General features: G+C 70.6%; 19 protein-coding genes and 1 pseudogene. 16 read left to right on the top strand and 4 right to left on the bottom strand.

Annotated elements, in window-relative coordinates; genetic code table 11:
• Positions 1 to 183: 183 nt before the first annotated feature.
• From WBN91_RS32425 to WBN91_RS32390, 8 genes and pseudogenes are all read left to right on the top strand, one after another.
• Positions 184 to 585: a nuclear transport factor 2 family protein gene (locus WBN91_RS32425; RefSeq protein WP_337728051.1), complete on the top strand. Its 402-nt coding sequence runs from the start codon at positions 184 to 186 to the stop codon at positions 583 to 585.
• 64 nt (positions 586 to 649) lie between these two features.
• Entirely contained in the window at positions 650 to 1,237 is a 588-nt protein-coding gene (locus tag WBN91_RS32420; protein ID WP_337728050.1) for a TetR/AcrR family transcriptional regulator, read from the top strand.
• Complete coding sequence (locus tag WBN91_RS32415; RefSeq protein ID WP_337728049.1) at positions 1,234 to 2,004, top strand: TIGR03084 family metal-binding protein; 771 nt, start codon at positions 1,234 to 1,236, stop codon at positions 2,002 to 2,004. The genes WBN91_RS32420 and WBN91_RS32415 overlap by 4 nt, the downstream gene beginning before the upstream one ends.
• Positions 2,005 to 2,060: 56 nt before the next feature.
• Positions 2,061 to 3,559 (top strand): annotated as a pseudogene (locus WBN91_RS32410) (acyclic terpene utilization AtuA family protein).
• Positions 3,556 to 4,710, top strand: a complete 1,155-nt coding sequence (locus tag WBN91_RS32405; protein ID WP_337728048.1) for an acyl-CoA dehydrogenase family protein — start codon at positions 3,556 to 3,558, stop codon at positions 4,708 to 4,710. The pseudogene WBN91_RS32410 and the gene WBN91_RS32405 overlap by 4 nt, the downstream one beginning before the upstream one ends.
• Positions 4,707 to 6,302, top strand: a complete 1,596-nt coding sequence (locus WBN91_RS32400; protein ID WP_337728047.1) for an acyl-CoA carboxylase subunit beta — start codon at positions 4,707 to 4,709, stop codon at positions 6,300 to 6,302. Before WBN91_RS32405 ends, WBN91_RS32400 begins: the two co-directional genes overlap by 4 nt.
• A gap of 8 nt (positions 6,303 to 6,310) precedes the next feature.
• Positions 6,311 to 8,176, top strand: coding sequence for an acetyl/propionyl/methylcrotonyl-CoA carboxylase subunit alpha (locus tag WBN91_RS32395; RefSeq protein ID WP_337728046.1), 1,866 nt, complete (start codon positions 6,311 to 6,313; stop codon positions 8,174 to 8,176).
• Positions 8,173 to 9,360 (top strand): acyl-CoA dehydrogenase family protein, encoded by a 1,188-nt coding sequence (locus tag WBN91_RS32390; RefSeq protein WP_337728045.1) that lies wholly within the window; start codon positions 8,173 to 8,175, stop codon positions 9,358 to 9,360. Before WBN91_RS32395 ends, WBN91_RS32390 begins: the two co-directional genes overlap by 4 nt.
• Before the next feature lies 1 nt (position 9,361).
• Here WBN91_RS32390 and WBN91_RS32385 read toward each other — a convergent pair whose 3' ends face one another.
• The gene (locus tag WBN91_RS32385) at positions 9,362 to 10,171 is read right to left on the bottom strand and encodes a hypothetical protein (protein ID WP_337728044.1); all 810 of its coding nucleotides are present in this window, start codon (positions 10,169 to 10,171) and stop codon (positions 9,362 to 9,364) included.
• A gap of 494 nt (positions 10,172 to 10,665) precedes the next feature.
• Here WBN91_RS32385 and WBN91_RS32380 point away from each other — a divergent pair, with 494 nt between their 5' ends.
• The 4 genes from WBN91_RS32380 to WBN91_RS32365 all read left to right on the top strand — a co-directional run bounded on the left by WBN91_RS32380 (position 10,666) and on the right by WBN91_RS32365 (position 14,390).
• On the top strand, positions 10,666 to 11,034 hold the full coding sequence (locus WBN91_RS32380) for a hypothetical protein (protein WP_337728043.1): 369 nt from the start codon (positions 10,666 to 10,668) through the stop codon (positions 11,032 to 11,034).
• 68 nt (positions 11,035 to 11,102) lie between these two features.
• On the top strand, positions 11,103 to 12,218 hold the full coding sequence (locus WBN91_RS32375; RefSeq protein ID WP_337728042.1) for a S8 family peptidase: 1,116 nt from the start codon (positions 11,103 to 11,105) through the stop codon (positions 12,216 to 12,218).
• A gap of 18 nt (positions 12,219 to 12,236) precedes the next feature.
• The gene (locus tag WBN91_RS32370; protein WP_337728041.1) at positions 12,237 to 13,355 is read left to right on the top strand and encodes a S8 family peptidase; all 1,119 of its coding nucleotides are present in this window, start codon (positions 12,237 to 12,239) and stop codon (positions 13,353 to 13,355) included.
• 183 nt (positions 13,356 to 13,538) lie between these two features.
• Positions 13,539 to 14,390 carry an MBL fold metallo-hydrolase gene (locus tag WBN91_RS32365; protein WP_337728040.1) on the top strand — a complete coding sequence of 284 codons (852 nt, stop codon included), beginning with the start codon at positions 13,539 to 13,541 and terminating at the stop codon, positions 14,388 to 14,390.
• 13 nt (positions 14,391 to 14,403) lie between these two features.
• Here the strand turns inward: WBN91_RS32365 and WBN91_RS32360 are convergent, their stop codons facing one another.
• The gene (locus WBN91_RS32360; RefSeq protein WP_337728039.1) at positions 14,404 to 14,850 is read right to left on the bottom strand and encodes a GNAT family N-acetyltransferase; all 447 of its coding nucleotides are present in this window, start codon (positions 14,848 to 14,850) and stop codon (positions 14,404 to 14,406) included.
• A gap of 245 nt (positions 14,851 to 15,095) precedes the next feature.
• Here WBN91_RS32360 and WBN91_RS32355 point away from each other — a divergent pair, with 245 nt between their 5' ends.
• The gene (locus WBN91_RS32355) at positions 15,096 to 16,283 is read left to right on the top strand and encodes a S8 family peptidase (RefSeq protein ID WP_337728038.1); all 1,188 of its coding nucleotides are present in this window, start codon (positions 15,096 to 15,098) and stop codon (positions 16,281 to 16,283) included.
• Positions 16,284 to 16,351: 68 nt separating this feature from the next.
• Here WBN91_RS32355 and WBN91_RS32350 read toward each other — a convergent pair whose 3' ends face one another.
• Positions 16,352 to 17,023 carry a peptidylprolyl isomerase gene (locus WBN91_RS32350; protein WP_337728037.1) on the bottom strand — a complete coding sequence of 224 codons (672 nt, stop codon included), beginning with the start codon at positions 17,021 to 17,023 and terminating at the stop codon, positions 16,352 to 16,354.
• Positions 17,024 to 17,034: 11 nt separating this feature from the next.
• Positions 17,035 to 18,162: a mannosyltransferase family protein gene (locus WBN91_RS32345; RefSeq protein WP_337728036.1), complete on the bottom strand. Its 1,128-nt coding sequence runs from the start codon at positions 18,160 to 18,162 to the stop codon at positions 17,035 to 17,037.
• Between the two features lie 310 nt (positions 18,163 to 18,472).
• On the opposite strand from WBN91_RS32345, the gene aspS reads away from it, so the two are divergent.
• The 3 genes from aspS to WBN91_RS32330 all read left to right on the top strand — a co-directional run bounded on the left by aspS (position 18,473) and on the right by WBN91_RS32330 (position 22,672).
• Entirely contained in the window at positions 18,473 to 20,248 is a 1,776-nt protein-coding gene (gene aspS, locus WBN91_RS32340) for an aspartate--tRNA ligase (RefSeq protein ID WP_337728035.1), read from the top strand.
• 40 nt (positions 20,249 to 20,288) lie between these two features.
• Positions 20,289 to 21,230, top strand: a complete 942-nt coding sequence (locus WBN91_RS32335) for a DUF389 domain-containing protein (RefSeq protein ID WP_337728034.1) — start codon at positions 20,289 to 20,291, stop codon at positions 21,228 to 21,230.
• A gap of 242 nt (positions 21,231 to 21,472) precedes the next feature.
• Complete coding sequence (locus tag WBN91_RS32330; protein ID WP_337728033.1) at positions 21,473 to 22,672, top strand: hypothetical protein; 1,200 nt, start codon at positions 21,473 to 21,475, stop codon at positions 22,670 to 22,672.
• Positions 22,673 to 22,903 lie beyond the last annotated feature (231 nt).

Here is a 22,903-nt window from a genome sequence, read left to right as displayed (position 1 = left end):
CGGTGGGGGAACCGAGGCCCTCCACTTGTAGGTAACACCTACCGCGCGCTCCGCGCGCGAAGGACGCGCTCCGCGCGCCGAAAAGGCTGTCGGGAGCGACTTGCGGGCCACTGCATGGCGGAGTGCTGTCGCTACCGAAAGTAGTCCTGCGGTCGCCGTACATCGTACGGTACAACGTACGGCATGAGTGCTGTGCCGAGTAGTGGTGCTGGGTTCGTGCCGACCGACGAGGATGTGCGGGGTGTCCTGGACTGGTTCGAGCGGTGGGACGCCTCCGCTGTGGCCAAGGATGTCGAGGCGATGGCCGGGATGACGTTGTTCCCGGTCAACGCCGTCACCGACGGCTCGGCCGAGTCGTGGGACCGGGAGCGGTTCCTGCGGGACATAGCCGCGCAGTTGGGGGACGGGGACGTCCACATGGAGTCCGTCCGGACGCCGGTGTTCATCAACGCCAACCTGGCGTTCGTGGTCACCGACGCGACCATCACCGTGGGTGAGTTCAGCCAGGTCGTGCGGTATGGCGACCTGCTGGTGAAGACCGACGGGGTGTGGCTGTTCCAAACGATGGTCCAGGGCGGCTGGTGACGGGGTTCCGCGCCACTAACAATCAGTCTTGACTGTTTGTTAGTGGCGCGGAACACTCCGCTGCATGGGTACCGAGACCAGGCAGCGGCAGGCCGACCGCAGCCGCGAGACCCGGCGCAAGCTGATGGAAGCGACCGTCGAGTGCCTGGTGGAGCTGGGCTGGTCGGGCACGACGACGACGGTGGTCGCCGAGCGCGCGGGGGTGTCCCGGGGTGCTCAGCTGCACCACTTCCGCACCCGCGGTGAGCTGGTCGCCGCCGCGGTGGAGCACCTCGGCTCGGAGAGCGTGCAGTCGTTGAAGGAGCGCGCCGCGCGGGTCAACGGCAGCACGGTCGCGGTGGTCGAGCTGATCGCCGACTTCTACGCCAGCGACCTGTTCACCGCCGCGCTGGAGCTGTGGGTGGCGGCCCGCACCGATCCCGACCTGAAGACGGTCGTGGTCCCGCTGGAGGTCCGGCTGGGGCGGGAGACCCACCGCCTCGCCGTTGAGCTGTTGGGCGCCGACGAGACGAAGCCGGGCGTCCGCGAAGCCGTGCAGATCACCCTGGACCTGGTGCGCGGCTTGGCTCTGGCCAACCAGCTCACCGACGACGGGAAGCGGCGCGCGCGGATCGTCCGGCATTGGGCGACGATGCTGGAGGACTCGCTGTGATCACCGAGGTTCTAAGCGACCTGCGGGCTGAGAGTCAGGTGCTGGACGACTTGGTGGCCCCGCTTGACGATTGGGCGGTCCCTACGCCTGCGCCGGGGTGGACGATCGCGCACCAGATCAGCCACCTGCGCTGGACCGACCGCATCGCGGCGCTGGCGGCGACCGATCCCGAGGCGTTCGCGGAGGCGTTGAAGCAAGCCACCCCGGACCTGGTCGACAAGGGTGCCGAGGAGCCGGTGACGCTGGAGGAGTGGCGGGCCGGTCGGGATGAGCTGGAGCGGGCGCTGCTCGCCGTGCCGGCCGGGGTGAAGGTGCCGTGGTTCGGGCCGCCGATGAGTCCGGTGTCGATGGCCACCGCGCGGCTGATGGAGACGTGGGCGCACGGTCAGGACGTGGCCGACGCGCTGGGCGTGACGCGCGAGCCGACCCACCGCCTCAAGCACGTGGCGCACATCGCCGTGCGGGCGATGGGGTACGCGTTCCTGGTCAACGGCCTGCCGGCGCCCACCGCCCCGGTCCGGGTCGAGCTGGTCGGGCCGGGCGGCGAGCGGTGGACGTGGGGTCCGGAGGACGCGCCGGACCGGATCTCGGGGCCGGCCCTGGACTTCTGCCTGCTGGCGACGCGGCGGCGGCACCGGGACGACCTGGACGTGAAGGCGGAGGGCGAGGTGGCGTCGGCCTGGTTGCCGATCGCGCAGGCCTTCGCCGGACCGCCCGGACCTGGCCGCGAGAAGGCCGCTCGAGGACTGGAAGAGGGATCGGCGTGATCCGGATCGGCAACGCGTCGGGGTTCTACGGGGACCGGTTCGCCGCCGTCCGCGAGATGCTGGAGGGCGGTGACCTCGACGTCCTCACCGGCGATTACCTGGCCGAACTCACCATGCTCATCCTCGGCCGCGACCGCGTGAAGGACGCGAACCTCGGCTACGCCCGCACCTTCCTGCGCCAGCTCGAAGACGCCCTCGGCCTCGCCCTCGAACGCGGGGTCAAGATCGTCTCCAACGCCGGCGGCCTGAACCCGGCCGGGCTCGCGCAAGCGATCGACAAGCTCGGTCTGAACGCGAAAGTCGCCCATGTGACCGGGGACGACCTGCGGCCCCGCTTCCCGGAAGCCCTGACCGCCAACGCCTACCTGGGTGCGTGGGGCATCGCGGAGTGCCTGAAGGCCGGTGCGGACGTCGTCGTCACGGGTCGGGTCACGGACGCCTCGCTGGTCGTCGGACCGGCCGCCGCCCACTTCGGCTGGGGTCGGGACGAGTGGGACAAGCTCGCCGGCGCGACCGTCGCCGGGCACGTCCTGGAGTGCGGAACCCAGGCCACGGGCGGCAACTACGCGTTCTTCACCGAGATCGACGCGACCCGCCCCGGCTTCCCGATCGCCGAGATCGACGAGGACGGCTCGGCCCTGATCACCAAGCACGACGGCACGGGCGGCGCGGTCACCGTGGACACGGTCACCGCCCAACTCCTGTACGAGATCGGCGCACCGGCCTACCTCGGCCCGGACGTCACCAGCCACTTCGACACCATCCGGCTCGAAGAGCACCCGAGGGGCGTCCGGATCTCCGGCACCAAGGGCTCCCCGCCGCCGGACACGCTGAAGGTGTGCCTCAACCGCCTCGGCGGCTTCCGCAACTCCACCACGTTCGTCCTCTGTGGACTGGACATCGAGCGCAAAGCCCGCCTGGTGCGCCGGCAGCTCGAAGACGCCATCGGCACTGAAGGCCTGACCTGGACGCTGGCCCGCACCGACCACGACGACGCCGACACCGAGGAGACCGCCTCCGCCCTCCTCCACGCCACGATCAAGACCGCGGACCCCAAGCGGGCCAAGGCGTTCTCCCGAGCGGGCATCGAGCTGGCGTTGGCCTCCTGCCCGGGCTTCCACGTCACCGCGCCACCCGGCGACGGCACGCCGTACGGGGTCTACCAGGCCGCGTACGTCGGCCGGCACGAGGTGCGCCACCAGGCTGTCCTGCCGAACGGGGAGGTGGTCGAGGTATGAGGGTCCCGTTGGGCACGATCGCGGGCGCCCGGTCCGGTGACAAGGGCGGTGACGCGAACCTCGGCGTGTGGGTGCGCACCGACGCCCAGTACGCGTGGCTGGCCGAGACCCTGACCGTCGCGCGCCTGAAGGAGTTGCTGCCGGAGGCGGGCGAGGTGGACCGGTACGAGCTGCCGAACCTCAAGGCGCTGAACTTCGTCCTGCACGGCCTGCTCGGCGAGGGCGTGGCGTCCTCGACCCGGTTCGACCCGCAGGCCAAGGCGCTGGGGGAGTGGCTGCGGTCCCGGCACGTGGACATCCCGGAGGACTTGCTGTGAACACCACTTCGGACCTGTTCGGGACACCGGAACGCCAGGACCTGCGGGCCACGGTCCGCCGGTTCACCGAGCAGGAGATCGTCCCGCACCTGGGCGACTGGGAGCGCGAGGGCGAAGTCCCGCGCGCCCTGTACCGCAAGGCCGCCAAGATCGGCCTGCTGGGCATCGGCTTCCCCGAAGCGGTCGGCGGCGCGGGCGACCTGCTCGACACGGTCGTCGTGACGGAGGAGCTGATCCAGGCCGGCGGGTCGTCCGGGCTGATCGCCGCCCTGCTCACGCACGGCATCGCGCTCCCGCACATCGTGGACGCGGGCAGCCCCGACCTGGTTGACCGGTTCGTGCGGCCGACGTTGGAGGGTGAGCTGATCGGCGCGCTGGCGGTCACCGAGCCCGGCGGCGGGTCGGACGTGGCCGCGCTCCGGACGAAAGCGGTCAAAGACGGCGACCACTACGTCGTCAACGGGTCGAAGACGTTCATCACCTCCGGCGACCGCGCGGACTTCGTGACCACGGCGGTGCGCACCGGCGGCGAGGGCTACCAGGGCATCAGCCTGCTCGTGATCGAGAAGGGCACGCCCGGCTTCACCGTGGACCGGCGGCTGGACAAGATGGGTTGGCACTGCTCGGACACCGCCGAACTGTCCTTTGTGGACGCGCAAGTTCCGGTCGCCAACCTGGTCGGCCCGGAGAACGGCGGTTTCGGCCTGATCATGCGCCAGTTCCAGGTCGAGCGGATTTCGCTGGCCGTGCAGGCGTACGCGACGGCCCAGCGCTGCCTCGACCTGGCGATCGCCTACACCCGCCAACGGGAAACGTTCGGCCGCCCGCTGATGGGCCGCCAGGTGGTGCGGCACAAGCTGGTGGAGATGGCCCAACGGGTGGACCTCGCCCGCACCTACACCCGCGAGGTGGCGGTGAAGGTGGCACGCGGTGAGGAGGCGGTGGCACAGGTGTGCTTCGCCAAGAACGCGGCCGTGGAGGCGTGCTCGTTCGTGGTGGACGCGGCCGTCCAACTGCACGGCGGCGCGGGCTACATGCGCGACAGCGAGGTCGAGCGGCACTACCGGGACGCGCGCATCCTCGGCATCGGCGGCGGCGCCACCGAGGTGATGGTGGAGTTGGCCGCGAAGCGATTGGGGTTCACGGCATGACGACGTTGGGCACGAGGCTGGACACGCGGGCCGCGGAGTTCCACGAGAACCGCGAGGCGTTGCTGGCCAAGCTCGCCGACCTGGACACCGAGCACGCCAAGGCGCTCGCGGGCGGCGGGCCGAAGTACACCGAACGGCACCACAAGCGCGGCAAGCTCCTGGCCCGCGAGCGCATCGAACTGCTGGTGGACCAGGACAGCCCGTTCCTGGAGTTGTCGCCGCTGGCCGCGTGGGGCACCGACTACCCGGTGGGCGCGAGCGTCGTCACCGGCATCGGCGTCGTGGAGGGGGTCGAGTGCGTGATCGTCGCCAACGACCCGACCGTGCGCGGTGGCGCGAGCAACCCCTACACCCTGCGCAAGACGTTCCGCGCCAACGACATCGCGTTCCAGAACCGGTTGCCGCTGATCGGCCTGGTCGAGTCGGGCGGGGCGGACCTGCCCAGCCAGAGCGAGATCTTCATCCCGGGCGGGCGGGCGTTCCGCGACCTGACCAGGCTCAGCGCGGCCGGCATCCCGACCATCAGCACGGTGTTCGGCAACGCCACCGCCGGCGGCGCGTACGTGCCGGGGATGTCGGACTACGTGGTGATGATCGACCAGCGCTCGAAGGTGTTCCTCGGCGGCCCGCCGCTGGTCAAGATGGCCACCGGCGAGGAGTCCGACGACGAGTCGCTGGGCGGCGCGCGGATGCACGGCACCACGTCCGGCCTGGCGGACTTCGTGGCGACCGACGAGGTGGACGCGATCCGCCTGACCCGCCGGGTCGTCGCCCGCCTGAACTGGCGCAAGCTGGGTCCGCAGCCCAAGCCGTCCGAACCGCCGCTCTACGACGAGGAGGACCTGCTCGGCTTGGTCCCGACCGACCTGCGGGTGCCGTTCGACCCGCGCGAGGTCATCGCCCGGATCGTGGACGGCTCGCGGTTCGACGAGTTCAAGCCCGACTACGGCACCAGCCTGGTCACGGGCTGGGCCGACCTGCACGGCTACCCGATCGGCGTCCTGGCCAACGCCCGCGGCGTGCTGTTCAGCGAGGAGGCCCAGAAGGCCACCCAGTTCATCCAGTTGGCCAACAAGCAGGACACCCCGCTGCTGTTCCTCCAGAACACCACCGGGTACATGGTCGGCGCCCAGTACGAGCAGGGCGGCATCATCAAGCACGGCGCGATGATGATCAACGCCGTGTCCAACAGCCGGGTGCCGCACCTGACCGTGGTCATGGGCGCGTCCTACGGCGCGGGCAACTACGGCATGTGCGGTCGGGCCTACGACCCGCGCTTCCTGTTCACCTGGCCCAACGCCAAGTCCGCCGTGATGGGGCCGGTGCAGCTCGCGGGCGTGCTGTCGATCGTGGCGCGGCAGGCCGCCGCCGCGAAGGGGCAGGAGTACAACGAGGAGCACGACGCGGCCATGCGGCAGATGGTCGAGGGGCAGATCGAGCAGCAGTCCCTGGCCGCGTTCCTGTCCGGCCGGCTCTACGACGACGGCGTGATCGACCCGCGCGACACGCGCACGGTGCTCGGCCTGTGCCTGTCGGCGATCCACAGTGGACAGATCAAGGGCGCCGACGGCTACGGCGTCTTCCGGATGTGAGGTCACCCGTGATCAGCAAGCTCCTGATCGCCAACCGGGGCGAGATCGCCCGCCGCGTGGCGCGCACGTGCCGCGAGGTGGGCGTGAGCCCGGTGGCGGTGTTCTCCGACCCGGACGTCGACGCGCCGCACGTCCGGGAGGCCGACGCGGCGGTGCGCCTGCCCGGTGCCGCGCCCGCCGAGACCTACCTGCGCGTCGACGCCCTGGTGGCGGCGGCGAAGGCGGCCGGCGCGGACGCCGTGCACCCCGGCTACGGCTTCCTGTCCGAGAACGCCGAGTTCGCGCGTGCCGTGCTCGACGCCGGCCTGACGTGGGTCGGACCCGACCCCGAGGTCATCGAGGCGATGGGCTCGAAGGTCGCCGCCAAGAAGCGGATGGTCGAGGCCGGTGTGCCGGTGCTGCCCGAGCTGGACCCCGAAGCCGCGACGGAGTTCCCGTTGCTGGTCAAGGCCTCCGCCGGTGGTGGTGGGCGGGGCATGAGGGTGGTGCGTGCCCGCGAGGAACTGGCTGAAGCGGTCGCCGCCGCCCGCCGCGAGGCCGAGTCCGCGTTCGGTGACGGCACGGTGTTCTGCGAACCGCTGCTGGAGAACGCCCGGCACGTCGAGGTGCAGATCCTGGCCGACACCCACGGCACGGTGTGGGCGTTGGGGGAGCGGGAGTGCTCCATCCAGCGGCGGCACCAGAAGATCATCGAGGAGACGCCGAGCCCGGCGGTCGGACCCGAGGCCCGGCAACGGCTCTTCGACGCCGCCACCAAGGCCGCGCACGCCATCGGGTACGTCGGCGCGGGCACGGTCGAGTTCCTCTTCACCGACGACCAGCGGTTCCACTTCCTGGAGGTCAACACCCGCCTCCAGGTGGAGCACCCGGTCACCGAGGAGGTCTTCGGCCTGGACCTGGTCGCCTGGCAGCTCGCCATCGCCGAGGGCGCGCGCCTGCCCGCCGAGCCGCCCGCGCCGAACGGCCACGCAATCGAGGCCCGCCTGTACGCGGAGGACCCGGCGCACGACTGGCGGCCGGCGTCCGGCACGCTGCACCGCTTCCGCGTCCCCGACGGCGTCCGCGTGGACAGCGGCGTGGAGGACGGCAGCGTCGTCGGGGTGCACTATGACCCCATGTTGGCCAAGGTCGTGGCCTGGGGTGCGACCAGGGCCGCGGCCGTGCGCAAACTGGCCAACGCGCTGGACCGCGCGGAGCTGCACGGCTTGGTCACCAACCGAGAGCTTTTGGTGCGCACGTTGCGCCATCCGGCCTTCGCGGCGGGGGATACCCATACCGGGTTCCTCGCGCAGCACGGCCTGACAAAGCAGCCTGACGTGGACGTTCGCCCCGCCACGCTGGCCGCCGCGCTGGCGCTGGCCGAGAATCGCCGGAGCACCCTGCCGCCGGGCTGGCGCAATGTGCCGTCGCAGCCGCAAAAAGTCGGATTCGAATTCCGGGGTGAATCGGTGGAGATCTCCTACCGGTACATCCGCGGTGGAGTCATATGCAGTCCTGAAGTTGAAGTCGTGCGCGCCGCTAAAGATTTCGTCGTGCTCGCTCAGGACGGAGTGCAGGTCACATACCCCGTCGCCGTATACGGGGACCGGGTGGAAGTCGGCGGGTTGTCACTGCGCGTGCTGCCCCGTTTCCCCGAACCCACCTCCAGGGTCGCCGAGGGCGCGACCGTCGCGCCCATGCCGGGCACGGTCGTGCGGGTGTCCGTGGAGCCCGGACAGCTCGTCGAAGCGGGCGCGGAGCTGCTGGTGCTGGAGGCCATGAAGATGGAGCACCGCGTGCTCGCCGCGACCGGTGGCACGGTCGCCGAAGTCCTTGTCCAGCCGGGTCACCAGGTCGATGCGGGCGACGTGCTCGCCGTTGTGGAGGGGTCATGACCAACTTCGTCGAGAGCGAGGAACGGCGGGCGCTGCGCAAGGCGGTCGCCGACCTGGCCGCCAAGTACGGTCCCGAGTACTTCGTCGCCAAGGCGCGGGCGGGGGAGAAGACCGACGAGCTGTGGGCCGAGGCGGGCAAGCTGGGCTACCTCGGCGTGGCCGTCCCGGCCGAGTACGGCGGCGGTGGCGGCGGCATCGGCGACCTGGCGGCGGTGTGCGAGGAGCTGGCCGCCGGGGGCTGCCCGCTGCTGCTGATGGTCGTCTCCCCGGCCATCTGCGCCACCGTCATCGCCCGCTTCGGCACCGAGGAGCAGAAGCGGCGGTGGCTGCCCGGGTTCGCCGACGGCACCACCAAGATGGCCTTCGCCATCACCGAGCCCGACGCCGGGTCCAACTCCCACAAGCTCGCCACCGCCGTGCGCCGCGACGGTGACGAGTGGGTGCTGTCGGGTGGCAAGTACTACATCTCCGGCGTCGACGAGGTGGACGCCGTGCTGGTGGTCGCCAGGCACGCCTCGGGTGCGGGTGTCCCGCAAGACACAGGCGCGACTCCTCAGTTGCTGCTCCCGTCGTTGATGATCGTCCCCACGGACGCTGAAGGGTTCACCTTCCGGCACATCCCGATGGAGATCGTGTCGCCGGAGAAGCAGTTCACGTGCTTCTTCGACGACGTCCGCCTGCCCGCCGACGCGCTCGTGGGCGCCGAGGACGCCGGGTTGGCCCAGCTGTTCGCCGGGCTCAACCCGGAACGCGTCATGGCGGCCTCCCTGGCCACCGGCATGGCCCGCCGCGCGCTCGACCAGGCGTCGGCCTACGCCCGCACCCGCACCGTCTGGGACAAGCCGATCGGCGCGCACCAGGGTGTCGCGCACCCGTTGGCGCAGTGCGCGATCCAGGTCGAGCTCGCTCGGCTGATGACCCAGAAGGCCGCGGCTCTCTACGACGCTGGAGAAGACCGGGCTGCGGGCGAGGCGGCCAACATGGCCAAGTACGCGGCGGGGGAGGCGGTGGCGGCGGCGGTGGACCAGGCCATCCAGGTGCACGGCGGGAACGGGTTGGCCTCCGAGTACGGACTCGGGGCGCTGCTCGCCGCGTCGAGGCTGTCCCGGATCGCTCCGGTCAGCCGCGAGATGATCCTGAACTTCGTCGCGCAGCACACCCTGCGGTTGCCGCGCTCGTACTAGATCACGTCCAGTCCCAGCGCAGCCCCACGACCCCGGGACCGAAGTCCAGGGCCACGGCGTACGCGTAACCCCAGGTGTCCACGGGGGTCTCGCGGACGTCGGCGGGTTCGCCGCCGGACAGGTCCGTCGTGAACTGCTCGCACCGCGCCGGCCGGCACCGGGAGTCGTACCTGACCTCCAGGACGTACTCCCGGACCGGGTGGCGGAACCGGCGCGAGTAGGTGTTGTCGTGCGTGGGGTGGTGCGGAGCCATGTGGATCAGCTCGTACTCCACCGCGGTGCGCTCACCGCGGCGCAACGGGCGTTCGAACAGCAGCTCGGCGATCATCAGACCGTTGCGCGGGTCGGCGGACACCCGCCCCAGTCTGCACGACCGCAGCGTGCCGATCACGGGCAGCGGATCGCCCGGCAGCCGCGTGTCGTAGCCGAGCAGGACGCGGTCCACGCCCGCCCGTTCGGCCCGCAGCACCTGCCGGGAGCGCACCCGCCGGGTGCTGCCGTCCATCGCCAGCTCCACCTGGTCCCGCAGGCTGAGCCGGGTGAGGTCCTGATCGGTGCTCGTGTCGACGTCGGCGAGCAGCTCGGCCATGCTCTCGTAGTCGCTGCGGTGGACCCATCCCTCCGGACCGCCCGGCCGCGACCTCGGCCGGGCCTTCCCGCGTGGCCGCGGCGGACCGAGCAGGGTGCTCAGGCCGCCCTCGCCGACGTCGAGGATCTCCTCCAGGTGCCCGACCGCGGCCAGCGAGTCGGGTCGTTCCGGGCGGCGTCGCCCGGACTGCCAGTAGCTCAGCGCGGCGATGCTGACCGCCACGCCGCGTGACCGCAGCTTGTGCTGGATCCGTTCCAGGCTCAGTCCCTTCGCCCGGATCGCCGATCGTAGTGCGTCCGCGAAGGGGTCTGCTCCTCCGTCGATCCGTCGGGGTTCGCGTACCCGCGAATCCGGCCCGACGACTGGCGTTGGCATCTCCACTCCGTTCTCCCGAGGACAAGGCGAGCGACGTTATCGTGTGAAATCGCTCCGGCGGTACAGCCGATCGGGTTTCCCGACGTGAATTTAACCGAATCGGCGGTCAAAATCCCCCTGGGCCGTGGAATGTTTGAATTCTCATTAACAGCGGGGGTGTGAAGGTCCCCCTCCGGGCGATCGTCGCACCGCCGCTGGGACAAGTGGTCGCTTCCCGGTGCGCGGACTGCCCCATAGCCTCGGGTACGTGGGGTGATGCAGCCCACACGACGCGGTTCGCGGCCCCACCCCTGCCGCTCCACGGGCGCCGCGCGCCGTTCCCTGCGAAGAACGGACCAGGTATGCGCAAGCTCCGTTGGATCGCCACGGTGGGCGCGAGCGCCGCTGTGGCCGGCGTCACTTCGACCACCGCCCATGCCGCCGAAAGGACCATCCTGTCGGCGGGCGGACCGGACGCCATCCCGAACGGCTACATCGTGAAGGATTTCTCCACAGCGAGTGCCAACTCCGTGGCCGCTCGCTTCGGCGGTCGCGTCGACCGCATTTTCTCCACAGCGTTGAATGGGTTCTCGGCCGCGCTGCCCGAGCCCGCCGCCCGGGGGCCCGTCCCGGCGCGGGCGGAGCGGGACCGGGTCGACCGCCTCTCGGTCACGGAGAGCGACCTCCCGGCGAGGGATCCGCACCGCGTCGCCACGACCACCCCAGCCTGATCCCCTCTTCCGACGGACCCCGGCGCGTGACATGCGCCGGGGTCCCACCCCTGCGAAGGACGACATCCATGCACAAGCTCTTGTCCCGCGGCTTACCCGGCGCGGCGCTGGTAGCCGCCGCCGTGGTCAGCTTCTCCGCCGCGCCCGCCACCGCCGAGGGCGCGGTTCTGCACGCCGGCTCACCCCTGGCCGTGCCCGGCAGCTACATCGTCAAGCTCAAGCCCGGCGCCACCCCGCCCGTCGCCGCCGACCGCACGTTCACCGGCGGCTTCTCGACCCGGCTGAGCGCCCGCGAGGCCCGCCGCCTGGCCGCGCACCCCGGCGTCGAGTACGTGGAGCAGGACCAGTACGTGCACGCGCTCGCCACCCAGCTCAACGCGCCGTGGGGCCTGGACCGCATCGACCAGCGCGCCCTGCCGATGGACACCACCTACAGCTACACCTCCACCGGCGCGACGACCTCGGTGTACGTCGTCGACACCGGCATCCGGACCACGCACGTGGAGTTCGGCGGGCGCGCGTTCCACGGCTGGGACGCGGTCGACAACGACTCCGTGGCCCAGGACGACAACGGGCACGGCACGCACGTCGCCGGCACCATCGCCGGCACGACCTACGGGGCCGCCAAGGGCGTGAAGGTCTACGGCGTGCGCGTGCTCAACGGGTCGGGCAGCGGCACCATCTCCGGCGTCATCGCGGGCGTCGACTGGGTGACCGCCCACGCCCGCAAGCCCGCCGTCGCGAACTTCAGCCTGGGCGGCGGGGCGTCCACCGCCCTCGACGACGCCGTGCGCCGCATGATCGCCTCGGGCGTCACCGCGTCCGTGACGGCGGGCAGCAGCGGCAGCGGCACTGTCAACACCTCGCCCGCCCGGGTGGTGGAGGCGATCACGTCCGGCGCGACGACGTCCACCGACGCACGGGCGTCGTTCTCGAACTTCGGCTCCGGCGTGGACCTGTTCGCGCCCGGCGTCGGCATCAAGTCCGCGTGGCACACCAGTGACACCGCGACCAACACGCTGAGCGGCACGTCGATGGCGACCGGCTTCGTCAGCGGGGTGGCCGCGCGCTACCTCCAGTTCGCCCCGACCGCCACCCCGGCCCAGGTGCACGCCGAACTCGTGCGCGAGGCGACCCCGCTGCCGTGGGGCGGCCGGTTGCTCTACTGGTCCCCTTCCCGCTGACCCTGCAAAGGAATCGCCATGCGCAAGTTCATCCCCGGCGCTTTAGCCGCCGTCCTCGCCACCGCCACCTTCACCACCCCGGCACAGGCCGAGGGTGTCGTCCTGTACGCCGGTTCCCCTTCGGCCGTGCCGGGCAGTTACATCGTCAAGCTCAAGGACGGCGCAGCCTTGTCCACTATGGACCGTTTAGCGCCCGAGCGTGTCTACAGTGGACCGTTGCGCGGTTTCTCGGTCCGGTTGAGCGCTCGTGAGGCCCGCCGGCTGGCCGCCGACCCGGCGGTGGAGTACGTGGAGCAGGACCAGGTGGTGCGGGCGCACACGACGCAGTACAACCCGCCGTGGGGCTTGGACCGCATCGACCAGCGAGCCCTCCCGGTGGACGGCAAGTACAGCTACACGTCCACGGGTCTGGGGACCACGGCGTACGTGATCGACACCGGCATCCGGGTCACGCACACCGAGTTCGGCGGACGCGCGTGCAACGGCTGGGACGCGGTGGACAACGACAACATCGCCCAGGACGGCAACGGCCACGGCACCCACATCGCCTCCTTGATCGCCGGCCGCACCTACGGCGTCGCCAAGCAGGCACGGGTGTGCGGCGTCCGGGTCCTCAACGCCTCCGGCAGCGGCACCACGGCCGGCGTCGTGGCGGGCATCGACTGGGTGGCCCGCAACGCCGTCAAGCCGGCCGTGGCGAACCTGTCCCTGGGCGGCGGGGCGTCCACCGCCCTCGACGACGCCGTGCGCCGCCTGATCGCCTCGGGCGTCAGCGCGTCGGTCACGGCGGGCGGCAGCAACGCCGACGCCTCCAACTACTCGCCCGCGCGCGTGGTGGAGGCCATCACCTCGGGCGCGTCGACCTCGACGGACACGAAGTCGACCTTCTCCAACTACGGGTCGGTGGTGGACCTCTACGCGCCGGGCGTGTCCATCCTGGGCGCCTGGCACACCACCGACACGGCGACCAACGCCATGAGCGGCACGTCGATGGCGACCGGTTACGTGACCGGCGTGGCGCTGCGCTACCTGCACTTCAACCGCACCGCCACGCCGGCCCAGGTCCAGGCGGAACTGATCCGCGAGGCGACCCCGCTGCCGTGGGGCAAGCTCCTGTACTGGTCCCCCGCACGCTGACCGGGAGCCGCCGGGGGAGTACCCGCCCCCGGCGGCTCGCTTTTCGCGTCGAAAAGAATTACGGACAGCCCACCATTCGTCGCTCACTGAAGCGGATCGTCGCCAGTTCTGCGTTTGACGAAAGCCCGGCAGAGGGTTGCACTGGATTCACAAACGCGGCGCCTCCGTTTCAAGGAGAGCACTATGACCACCACGCAGAGTTTCAACCTTCTGCAACCGTACAAGATCGCCGACGAGACGTTCGTCATTCCGTGGGCGCTGGAGGCCCCGCCGGTCGGTCACTTCCCGATGAATTCGATGGTGATCCGGGGACCCGAGCCGATCCTTGTGGACACCGGGGCGCCCGCGGTGCGTGCCCAGTGGCTGGAGGCGGCCTGGTCCGTCGTGGACCCGCTGGACGTGCGGTGGATCTTCCTCACCCACGACGACCGCGACCACTCCGGCAACCTCCTGGCGGTGCTCGCGGCGTGTCCGAACGCGACTTTGCTGACGACGTGGTTCTCCATCGGTCGCATGGCCGAGGAGTGGGAAATCCCGATCAACCGGTGCCGTTTCATGACCGACGGCGACACGATCGACGCGGGCGACCGCGTTCTGGTCGCCAAGAGACCACCCCTGTACGACAATCCCACGACCCGCGCCCTCTTCGACTCGAAGACCAACGTCTTGTGGGCCGTCGACACCTTCGCCACGAACGTGCCGACGCCCATGCCGGAAACGGCGGAACTGTCGTCGGAGGAATTCCGTGACGGCCAGTTCTTCGGCGGACGCCTGGTCGCCCCCTGGGTCGCCCTGTTGGACCCCCAGAAGTTCGGGGCGGTCGTCAGCTACTTCCAGCGCTTGGACGCCGAGGTCATCGCCGGTTGCCACTGCCCGGTCCTGCGCGGCCCGCACATCCCCGAGGCGTACGACCTCCTCCGCGAGCTGCCCGCGGTCCCACCGTGGACGGAGTTCACCCAGGCCGACCTCGACCAGTGGATGGACCTCGCCGAGAGCTCGGTCCCGCCGGAGCAGCCCCGGCCGTCGGCGACCTGAGCGACCCCGGACGTCAGGGGTGGCGGGCTGTGGTCAGGTCGTGCTTCATGATGATCTCGTCCCCGTCCATCTCCCCGGTCTCCTTGAACCCGAACGCCGCATAGAGCCCGTGCGCCACCGCGTTCCCCGGCACCAGGCTCAACGACAGCTGCGTCCGCCCCTCGGCCCGCGCCACCTCCGCGATGGCCGCCAGGCCCTTGCGCCCCAACCCCCGCCCCTGCGCCCTTCGGTCGATCATGAAGCGGACCACGTGGAGGTCGTGGGGTTCGTCCCGGTAGAGCAGGGTGAAGCCGACCAGCTCGTCGCCCGAGTACAGCGCGAGGGGCTGCATCTTCGGGCGGTAGATCCAGGCGTCGGCGATCGAGCGCAGGTTCGTGGCCACGAAGCCGCGCTGCTCCTCGTGGACCTCCAGGGCGATGACCGCGCGGTAGTTGTCCTCGGTGACGGGTTCCAGGCGCATGTCGGGAAGGTAGCGCCGCGAGCCCTACCAGGTCTCCCGCAATTCGGGAAAGCCCACGTCGGGTGACTTCTTCACGGAGTGTGATAACTGGCAATCTTTCACACTTCCGACCGTACGGACGTTCTGGTTAGCGTTGGTGACTGTCAGCGAGGGCAAGGTGGCCCAGCGTCACACCCGGACTCCCTGCAACCGGTCCCACCCCGGGGGTGACGGTTCAAGCCGCCGTCAGCGAGAAGGAAGCACCCATGCGACAGTCACGACAGGTCCGGTTCCTGGCCGGGGTCGGCGCGACGGCGATCGTCGCCGCGGCGAGTTCCCTGTTGGCGTCCCCCGCCCAGGCGGCGGAGGGCGAGATCCGCGCCGCCGACGCGGCCGAGAAGGTGCAGAACAGCTTCATCGTCAAGCTCAAGGACGGCTCCGCCGCGTCCGCCGAGAAGCTGGCGAGCCAGTACGGCGGCAAGGTCGACCGCGTGTTCTCCAGCGCGCTCAAGGGCTTCACCGTGAGCCTGCCCGAGTCCGCCGCCAAGCGGCTGGCCGCCAACCCGGCGGTGGACTACGTCGAGCAGGACCAGGTGCTGCACCTCCAGGCCACCCAGACCAACCCGCCGTCGTGGGGCATCAACCGCGTCGACCAGCGCGACCTGCCGCTCAACACCTCCTACAGCTACACCTCGACCGGGTCGGGCGTGAACGTCTACGTCATCGACACCGGCCTCCGCGTCAGCCACACCACCTTCGGCGGCCGGGCGCGCAACGGCTACGACGCGGTGGACGGCGACAGCGTCGCGCAGGACGGCAACGGCCACGGCACGCACGTCGCGGGCACGATCGCGGGCAGCCAGTACGGCGTCGCCAAGGGCGCCACGGTCTACGGCGTCCGCGTGCTGAACAACTCCGGTTCCGGCACCACCGCCGGCGTCGTCGCGGGCATCGACTGGGTGACCCGCAACCACGTCAAGCCGGCCGTGGCGAACATGAGCCTGGGCGGCGGCGCGTCCTCCACCCTCGACGACGCCGTGCGCCGGTCGATCGCCGCGGGCGTCACCTACGCCATCGCGGCGGGCAACAGCAACGCCAACGCGTCCGGCTACTCGCCGGCCCGCGTCGGCGAGGCCATCACGGTCGGCGCGACCACCAGCACCGACGCCCGCGCGAGCTACTCGAACTACGGCTCGATCCTGGACATCTTCGCGCCGGGCTCGTCCATCACCTCCGCGTGGCACACCGGCGACTCGGCCACCAACACCATCTCCGGCACGTCGATGGCGACCCCGCACGTGGCCGGCGCGGCGGCCCGCTACCTCCAGAACAACCGGTCGGCGACCCCGGCCCAGGTGGCGAGCTACCTGACCGGCCAGGCCACCTCGGGCAAGGTCACCAGCCCGGGCACCGGCTCCCCGAACCGCCTGCTGTACCTGGCGCCCACCGCCTGATCCGGCAGCAGCACGACAGGGGCCGCCTCCCGACCGGGAGGCGGCCCCGCCTGCTTTCCCGGGCCCGCCTACTTCTCCCGCAGGGACACGAACTTCAGCGGCAGCACCGGACGGCCGTCGGTCTCGGAGAACCCGGTCCCCGGCACCACGCCGCCCGCCGCCACCTTGTCGATCACGTCCATGCCCTTGGACACCCGCCCGAGCACCGGGAAGTCCGGGTCGAACGAGCTGTCCTTGTGCACGATGAAGAACTGGCTGCCGTTGGTCCCGGCTTCCTGCCGGTTGGCCATTGCGATCACGCCCCGGTCGTAGCCGCCGGTCTTGGCGTCCGGGTCGTCGAACTCGTAGCCGGGCGTCCCGCGGCCGGTGTCGGTGGCGTCGCCGCACTGGAGCACCCACAGGCCGTCGATGGTCAGCCGGTGGCACGACGTGCCCTCGAAGAACTTCTCCGCCACCAGGTGCCGGAAGTTGTGCACCGAGCAGGGCGCGCTCGCCGCGTCGAAGGAGAACTCCAGCTCGCCCTGGCTGGTCTCGACCTCCAGGACCACCGTGCCCTCGGCGTCGGCGCGTTCCGAGGGCGGGTCCACGTCCTTGGCCGGACCCTCCACCGGGCCGTCGTAGGAGCACGCCACGGTGGGCACTTCCGGCAGCGGACCGGCCACCGGCCTGCCCGCCACCGCCGTCGTGCACCCCGCGGTCAGGGCCAAGGGAACCAAGAGCAGGAGCACACGTCTGGCCACAGCCGGTGATCCTATGCCGACCAGTTGCCCGAAACGAAGGACGCGTAGAGAAAACCGAAGGCGAGCATGTGGGTGAACATGAGCCCGAACACCACCGGCCGGGCCGCGGGCCGGCGCGCGAACAGCACGGTCAACCCGATGTAGACCACCAGCAGCGGCAGGACGTACCGGTGCACCGACACCAGGTTGCTGTTGAGGCTCAGCATGACCACCGCCGCCAGCCCGAACAGCGCCAACGGCACGCCCTGCCCGCGTAGTTCGACGATCAGGTAGACGGACACGGCCAGCACTACGGTCAACGCGATCACCGGCAACACGTGATCGACCACTTGGACCGCGTCCAATTGGGCGTACCGCACTGCCCTCACCGCCGCGGTGATCTCCGCACTCCACGTGGCGAAGATGTTGGGGTTGAACACCTGGTAGGGCCACATGCGGTGCCCGGCGAAGTTGGCGAACGGTTCGCCGGCGACCCGCCACAGGAACAGCCAGTACGCGCCCAGCCCGGCGAACGCCGCCGGGAACCACAGCAGGTGCCACGACCAGGGCCGCCGCCAGTCCCGCGACCGCAGGAATTCCAGCAGACAGAGCCCGACGAACAACGCGGCGGTGATCCGACTGGCGGTCAGCGGGATCAGGCACAGCCCCATGAACACCCACCGCCGGCGCAAGGCGAACAGGTACGCCCAGAAAGCGATCGCGCAGAACAGCGCCTCGCTGTACATGACGTGCAGGAAATACGCCGAGGGAGCGGTCAGCAGCAGCGCCGGGGCGAGCCAGGGCAGTGCTTTGTCGGCTAAAAAATAACGAGCGGTCCTCAACAGCGCGACGACGGCGAAACACGATGCGAGGACGTTGACCACCAGGCCCGCGCCGAGGATGCCCAACTGCGTGAACATGATCTTGTGGACCACCCAGGTGGCCAACGGGAACAGCGGGTAGAAGGCGGCCAGGTGGGGCTTGTTCCGCAGGTCGTAGCCGTTGGCGACGATGTCGACGTAGTACAGGCCGTCGAAGCGGAGCATGTGCGACAGAGGGGTCGGCTGGGGACTCAGGACCGGCGGATAGGCGTAGTTGAGGTGCTGTGAACCCTGGAACACGTACGCGGCGGCGCCCACCACCACGTGCCAGGCCACCACAGCGGTCAGCGCCTTCGTCCAGTCATTCCACGGGACTGCTCTCCGCAGAATTCGGGAATGGGGTCTTCGAGTTCGCGTAGAATCGGGACCGACGTCGGGCCGGTCCACTGTCTGCGTTTCCGGCATGGCACGCAACAATAGGCCGGCGCGGTATTCCGCCCGACTTGTGCGTGAATTGATAGACGGGTGATTGTTCCGTCGGGGAGGACCGGGCGGGCGCACAGGGGAAACCTGGTGGCGTGCGGCACGGGGTCGTTGGCTAGCCTTGACGACCAGTCGCCGTTCAGCTAGCACGAGGAGAGCAGTACCCGTGATGCGCACGCACGAGGCCGGGACGCTCCGGGCCGAGCACGCCGGGCAGTCCGTCACCCTGACCGGGTGGGTCGCCCGCCGGCGCGATCACGGGGGCGTGATCTTCATCGACTTCCGCGACGCCTCCGGGATCGCCCAGGTCGTCTTCCGCGAGGGCGAGATGGCCGAGCGCGCCCACAAGCTGCGCTCGGAGTTCGTCATCAAGGTCGTCGGCGACGTCACCCGCCGCCCCGAGGGCAGCGAGAACCCGGACCTGCCCACCGGCGACATCGAGGTCTACGCGACCGAGCTGGAGGTCCTCAACGAGGCCGCCCCGCTGCCCTTCCAGCTCGACGAGCACCTGGAGGTCGGCGAGGAGGCCCGCCTCAAGCACCGCTACCTCGACCTGCGCCGCTCCGGCCCGGCCAAGGCGATGCGGCTGCGCAGCGAGGCCAACCGGATCGCCCGCGAGGTGCTGCACGGGGAGAAGTTCGTCGAGGTCGAGACCCCGACCCTGACCCGCTCCACGCCCGAGGGCGCCCGCGACTTCCTGGTGCCCGCCCGCCTGCGGCCCGGCTCCTGGTACGCGCTGCCCCAGTCGCCGCAGCTGTTCAAGCAGCTGCTCATGGTCGGCGGCCTGGAGCGGTACTACCAGATCGCCCGCTGCTACCGGGACGAGGACTTCCGCGCCGACCGGCAGCCTGAGTTCACCCAGCTCGACATCGAGATGAGCTTCGTCGAGCAGGACGACGTGATCGCCCTGGGCGAGAAGATCGTCACGGCGCTGTGGAAGGGCATCGCGGACCACGACCTCCCGACCCCGTTCCGCCGCATCTCCTACGCCGAGGCGATGGCCAAGTACGGCTCCGACAAGCCGGACCTGCGCTTCGACCTTGAGCTCACCGAGCTCACCGAGTACTTCAAGGACACCCCGTTCCGCGTCTTCCAGGCGCCGTACGTGGGCGCGATCGTCATGCCCGGCGGCGCCTCCCAGCCGCGCCGCACGCTGGACGCGTGGCAGGAGTGGGCCAAGCAGCGCGGCGCGAAGGGCCTGGCCTACGTCCTGGTCCAGGAGGACGGCACGCTGGGCGGCCCGGTGGCCAAGAACCTCTCCGACGCCGAGCGCGACGGCCTGGCCAAGGCGGTCGGCGCGAACCCCGGCGACTGCGTGTTCTTCGGCGCGGGCGACCCGGACGGCGCGCGCGCCCTGCTCGGCGCGGCCCGCGTGGAGATCGCGAACCGGATCGGCCTGATCGAAGAGGGCTCCTGGTCGTTCGTGTGGGTGGTGGACTTCCCGATGTTCGAGGCCACCGACAAGCTCGCCGAGGGCGACGTCGCCGTGGGCGGCGGCAAGTGGACCGCGCTGCACCACGCGTTCACCTCGCCCACCCCGGAGTGGATCGACCGCTTCGAGGAGGACCCGGGCAACGCCAAGGCCTACGCCTACGACATCGTCTGCAACGGCAACGAGATCGGCGGCGGCTCGATCCGTATCCACCGCGCCGACGTGCAGCAGCGGGCGTTCAACGTGATGGGCATCGGCGCGGAGGAGGCGCAGGAGAAGTTCGGCTTCCTGCTCGACGCCTTCAAGTACGGCGCCCCGCCGCACGGCGGCATCGCGTTCGGCTGGGACCGCATCGCCATGCTGCTCGCGGGCGCGGACTCCATCCGCGAGGTCATCGCGTTCCCGAAGAGCGGCGGCGGCTACGACCCGCTGACCGCCGCGCCCGCGCCGATCACCGCGCAGCAGCGCAAGGAAGCCGGCGTCGACGCCAAGCCGCAGCAGAAGCAGTAAGCGGCAGCGGCGGAACGGGCGATCGGGCACAGTTGTGGCCATGTTGCACCTGCGTGCCGTGTGCCCGGTCGACCGCACCGACCAGGTCCTGGCCGCGCTCAAGGAACACCCCGGCGTCACCCACGTCGTGCTGTTCCGGGGCGCGGCCATCGACCCGGCCGGTGACGTGGTCGAAGCCGACGTGGCGCGCGAGGCCACCGACGAGGTGGTCGGCGCGCTGTGCGGGATGGGCATCGACCGCACCGGCGGCGTGACGCTGGAGCAGATCGACACGGCGCTGTCGGACGCGGCGGACCGGGCCGAGGAGGCCGCGCCGGGCGAGGCCGCGGACGCGGTGGTGTGGGAGGAGCTGATCTCCCGGACCGGCGAGGAGTCCCGGCTCAACGCCACCTTCCTGGGGTTCCTGTCCATCGCGTGCCTGTTGGCGGCGGTGGGCGTGGTGACCAACTCGCCGGTCACGATCGTCGGCGCGATGGTCGTCGGACCCGAGTTCGGGCCGCTGGCGGCGCTCGCGGTCGGCGTGGTGCTGCGGCGCTGGGACCTGGCCCGACGGGCCGCGGCGGCGCTGGCGATCGGGTTCCCGGTCGCGATGGTGATCACCTTCGGCGCGGCCGTCGTCGGGTCCTACACCGGGTTGTTCGACCGGGACATGGTGCTGGCCGCCCACCAGGTGGACTTCGTGTTCCAGGTCGGGCCGTTCTCGCTGATCGTGGCGCTGCTGGCGGGCGCGGCGGGCATGCTGTCCATGACGTCGGCGAAGTCGGCGGCCCTGGTCGGGGTGTTCATCTCGGTGACCACCGTGCCGGCGGCCGGGTACGCGGCGATCGCGGCCGTGCTGGGCGAGTGGGCCATCTGCGGTTACTCGGTGCTGCAACTGGCCGTCAACCTGGTCGGCATCGTGGTCGCGGCGGCGCTGGTGCTCGCGCTGCGCAACCGGCGGGGCCGCGCGAGGGCCGCCGGCCGGCCGCTGTCCCAGGGGTAGCGGGCCGGCCCCTGTTCCAGGGGGAGCGGGTTGTTCCAGGGGGAGCGGGCTGGTCGTTGTTCCAGGGGTAGCGGGTCGGCCCTGGTCCAGGGGGAGGGGTCCACCGGGTAGGGCGGCTGTTCCACCAGTTGGTCGGTTCCGTTATCGACAAGTGGTGGTCCAACCATGCATATGAGCACTACCGTCACGGTGCCCGGACGGGTTCTGTCAGGTCGGTGGCCACCGGGGTAGGGTCGGAGGGGATGAGCGTGGAGATCACCGCCGGCCCAGCGGACATCGACGACGCCGACCACTCCGACCTGCTCGCGGCGGTGGCCGCCGCCGAGTCCGTGCTGAGCAGGCGCTTCGGAGCCCAGGTCAGACTGGCCGACCCCGAACGACTCGGGGGCGCCGGCCGGTCGGTGGTCGTGCGGGTGCGGGTCGCCTCCACCCCGTTCTCCCTGCCCCGGACGCTGGTCGTGAAGCGCTACCCGTCGGCCGTGGCCGACCGGGACCCGTTCGCCCACGAGGCGGTCAGCCACAAGCTCCTGACGGCCCTGCCGGGGGAGGACCGGTTGACCCCGGAACTGGTCGCCCAGGACTCCGCCGCCCGGCTGGTCGTCCTGGAGGACCTCGGCAAGGCTCCCCGGCTGGCGGAGAAACTGCTGGGCTCCGACGCGCGGGCGGCCGAGCGCGGGCTGCTGTCGTGGGCGCACGCGATGGGTCGCCTGCACGCCACGACCGCGGGCCGGGACGCCGATTTCGACGCGTTGATGCGGCGGCAGGGCAGCCAGTGCTGTGCCGACCCGATCGCGGTGGACGTGCACGCGGCGCTGGCGGGATTACCGACCCTGCTGGCCTCGGCGTGGGACATCGACACGCCGGGACCGGTCGTGGAATTCGCCGAACAGGCGGTGCGGGCGTTCGTGACCTCGCGCCGGCGGGCGTTCTCGCCGTCGACCTCGTGCCCGGACAACCACCTGGTCACCAGCAAGGGCGTGCGGTTCCTCGATTTCGAGGGCGGGTGCGTCCGGGACATCGTGTTCGACGCGGCGTGCCTGCGGGTGCCGTTCCCGTCGTGCTGGTGCCCCTACGGGTTGCCCGCGGGGATGTCCGAGGCGATGGTGGCGGCGTGGCGGGCCGAGGTCGGCGGCGTGTGGCCGGACCTGGACGACGACGCGGTGTTCCTGCCGAAGTTGTTGGAAGCGCAGTTGTTGTGGGTGTGGCTGTCGACGTGGCGGGGGTTGCCGCGGCTGGACCTGGCGTTGCCTTCGGGGCACCGGCCGTTGGATTCACCGCCCCGCAGCACGGTGTTGGCGTCGCGGTGGGTGCGGTTGCGGGCGGACGCCTTGGCCTTGGGTGTGAAGCCGGTGGCGGAGCACGCGGACGCCGTGGTGAACGCCCTGGTGGCGCGCTTCGGCGCCGCGTCGGTGGAGTTGCCGCTGTACCCGGCTTTTCGCTAGACAACGCGTTCGAGCTTGCGAGTGCGAGCGCGTCCTGTTTGGACCCGCGAAGCGTGGGCTTGAGAAGCGAAGCGCCTGTCTAAAGATCAAAAGCGCCTCGCCGGCGGGCAGGCCGCCAAGGATGGACGGAAAGACAAAGGCGGGGGCTTCTTCCGTCATCCCCGTATGGCCTGGCGGAGCCAACCACACTTTTGGTCGGGTGCCGCTAAAATTTTTGCTCGTTCCTCACAA

Origin of the sequence: Saccharothrix sp. CCNWYY140, assembly GCF_037401995.1 — a bacterium.
Taxonomy (GTDB): Bacteria; Actinomycetota; Actinomycetes; order Mycobacteriales; family Pseudonocardiaceae; genus Actinosynnema.
This window is presented reverse-complemented; position numbering and strand designations above follow the sequence as displayed.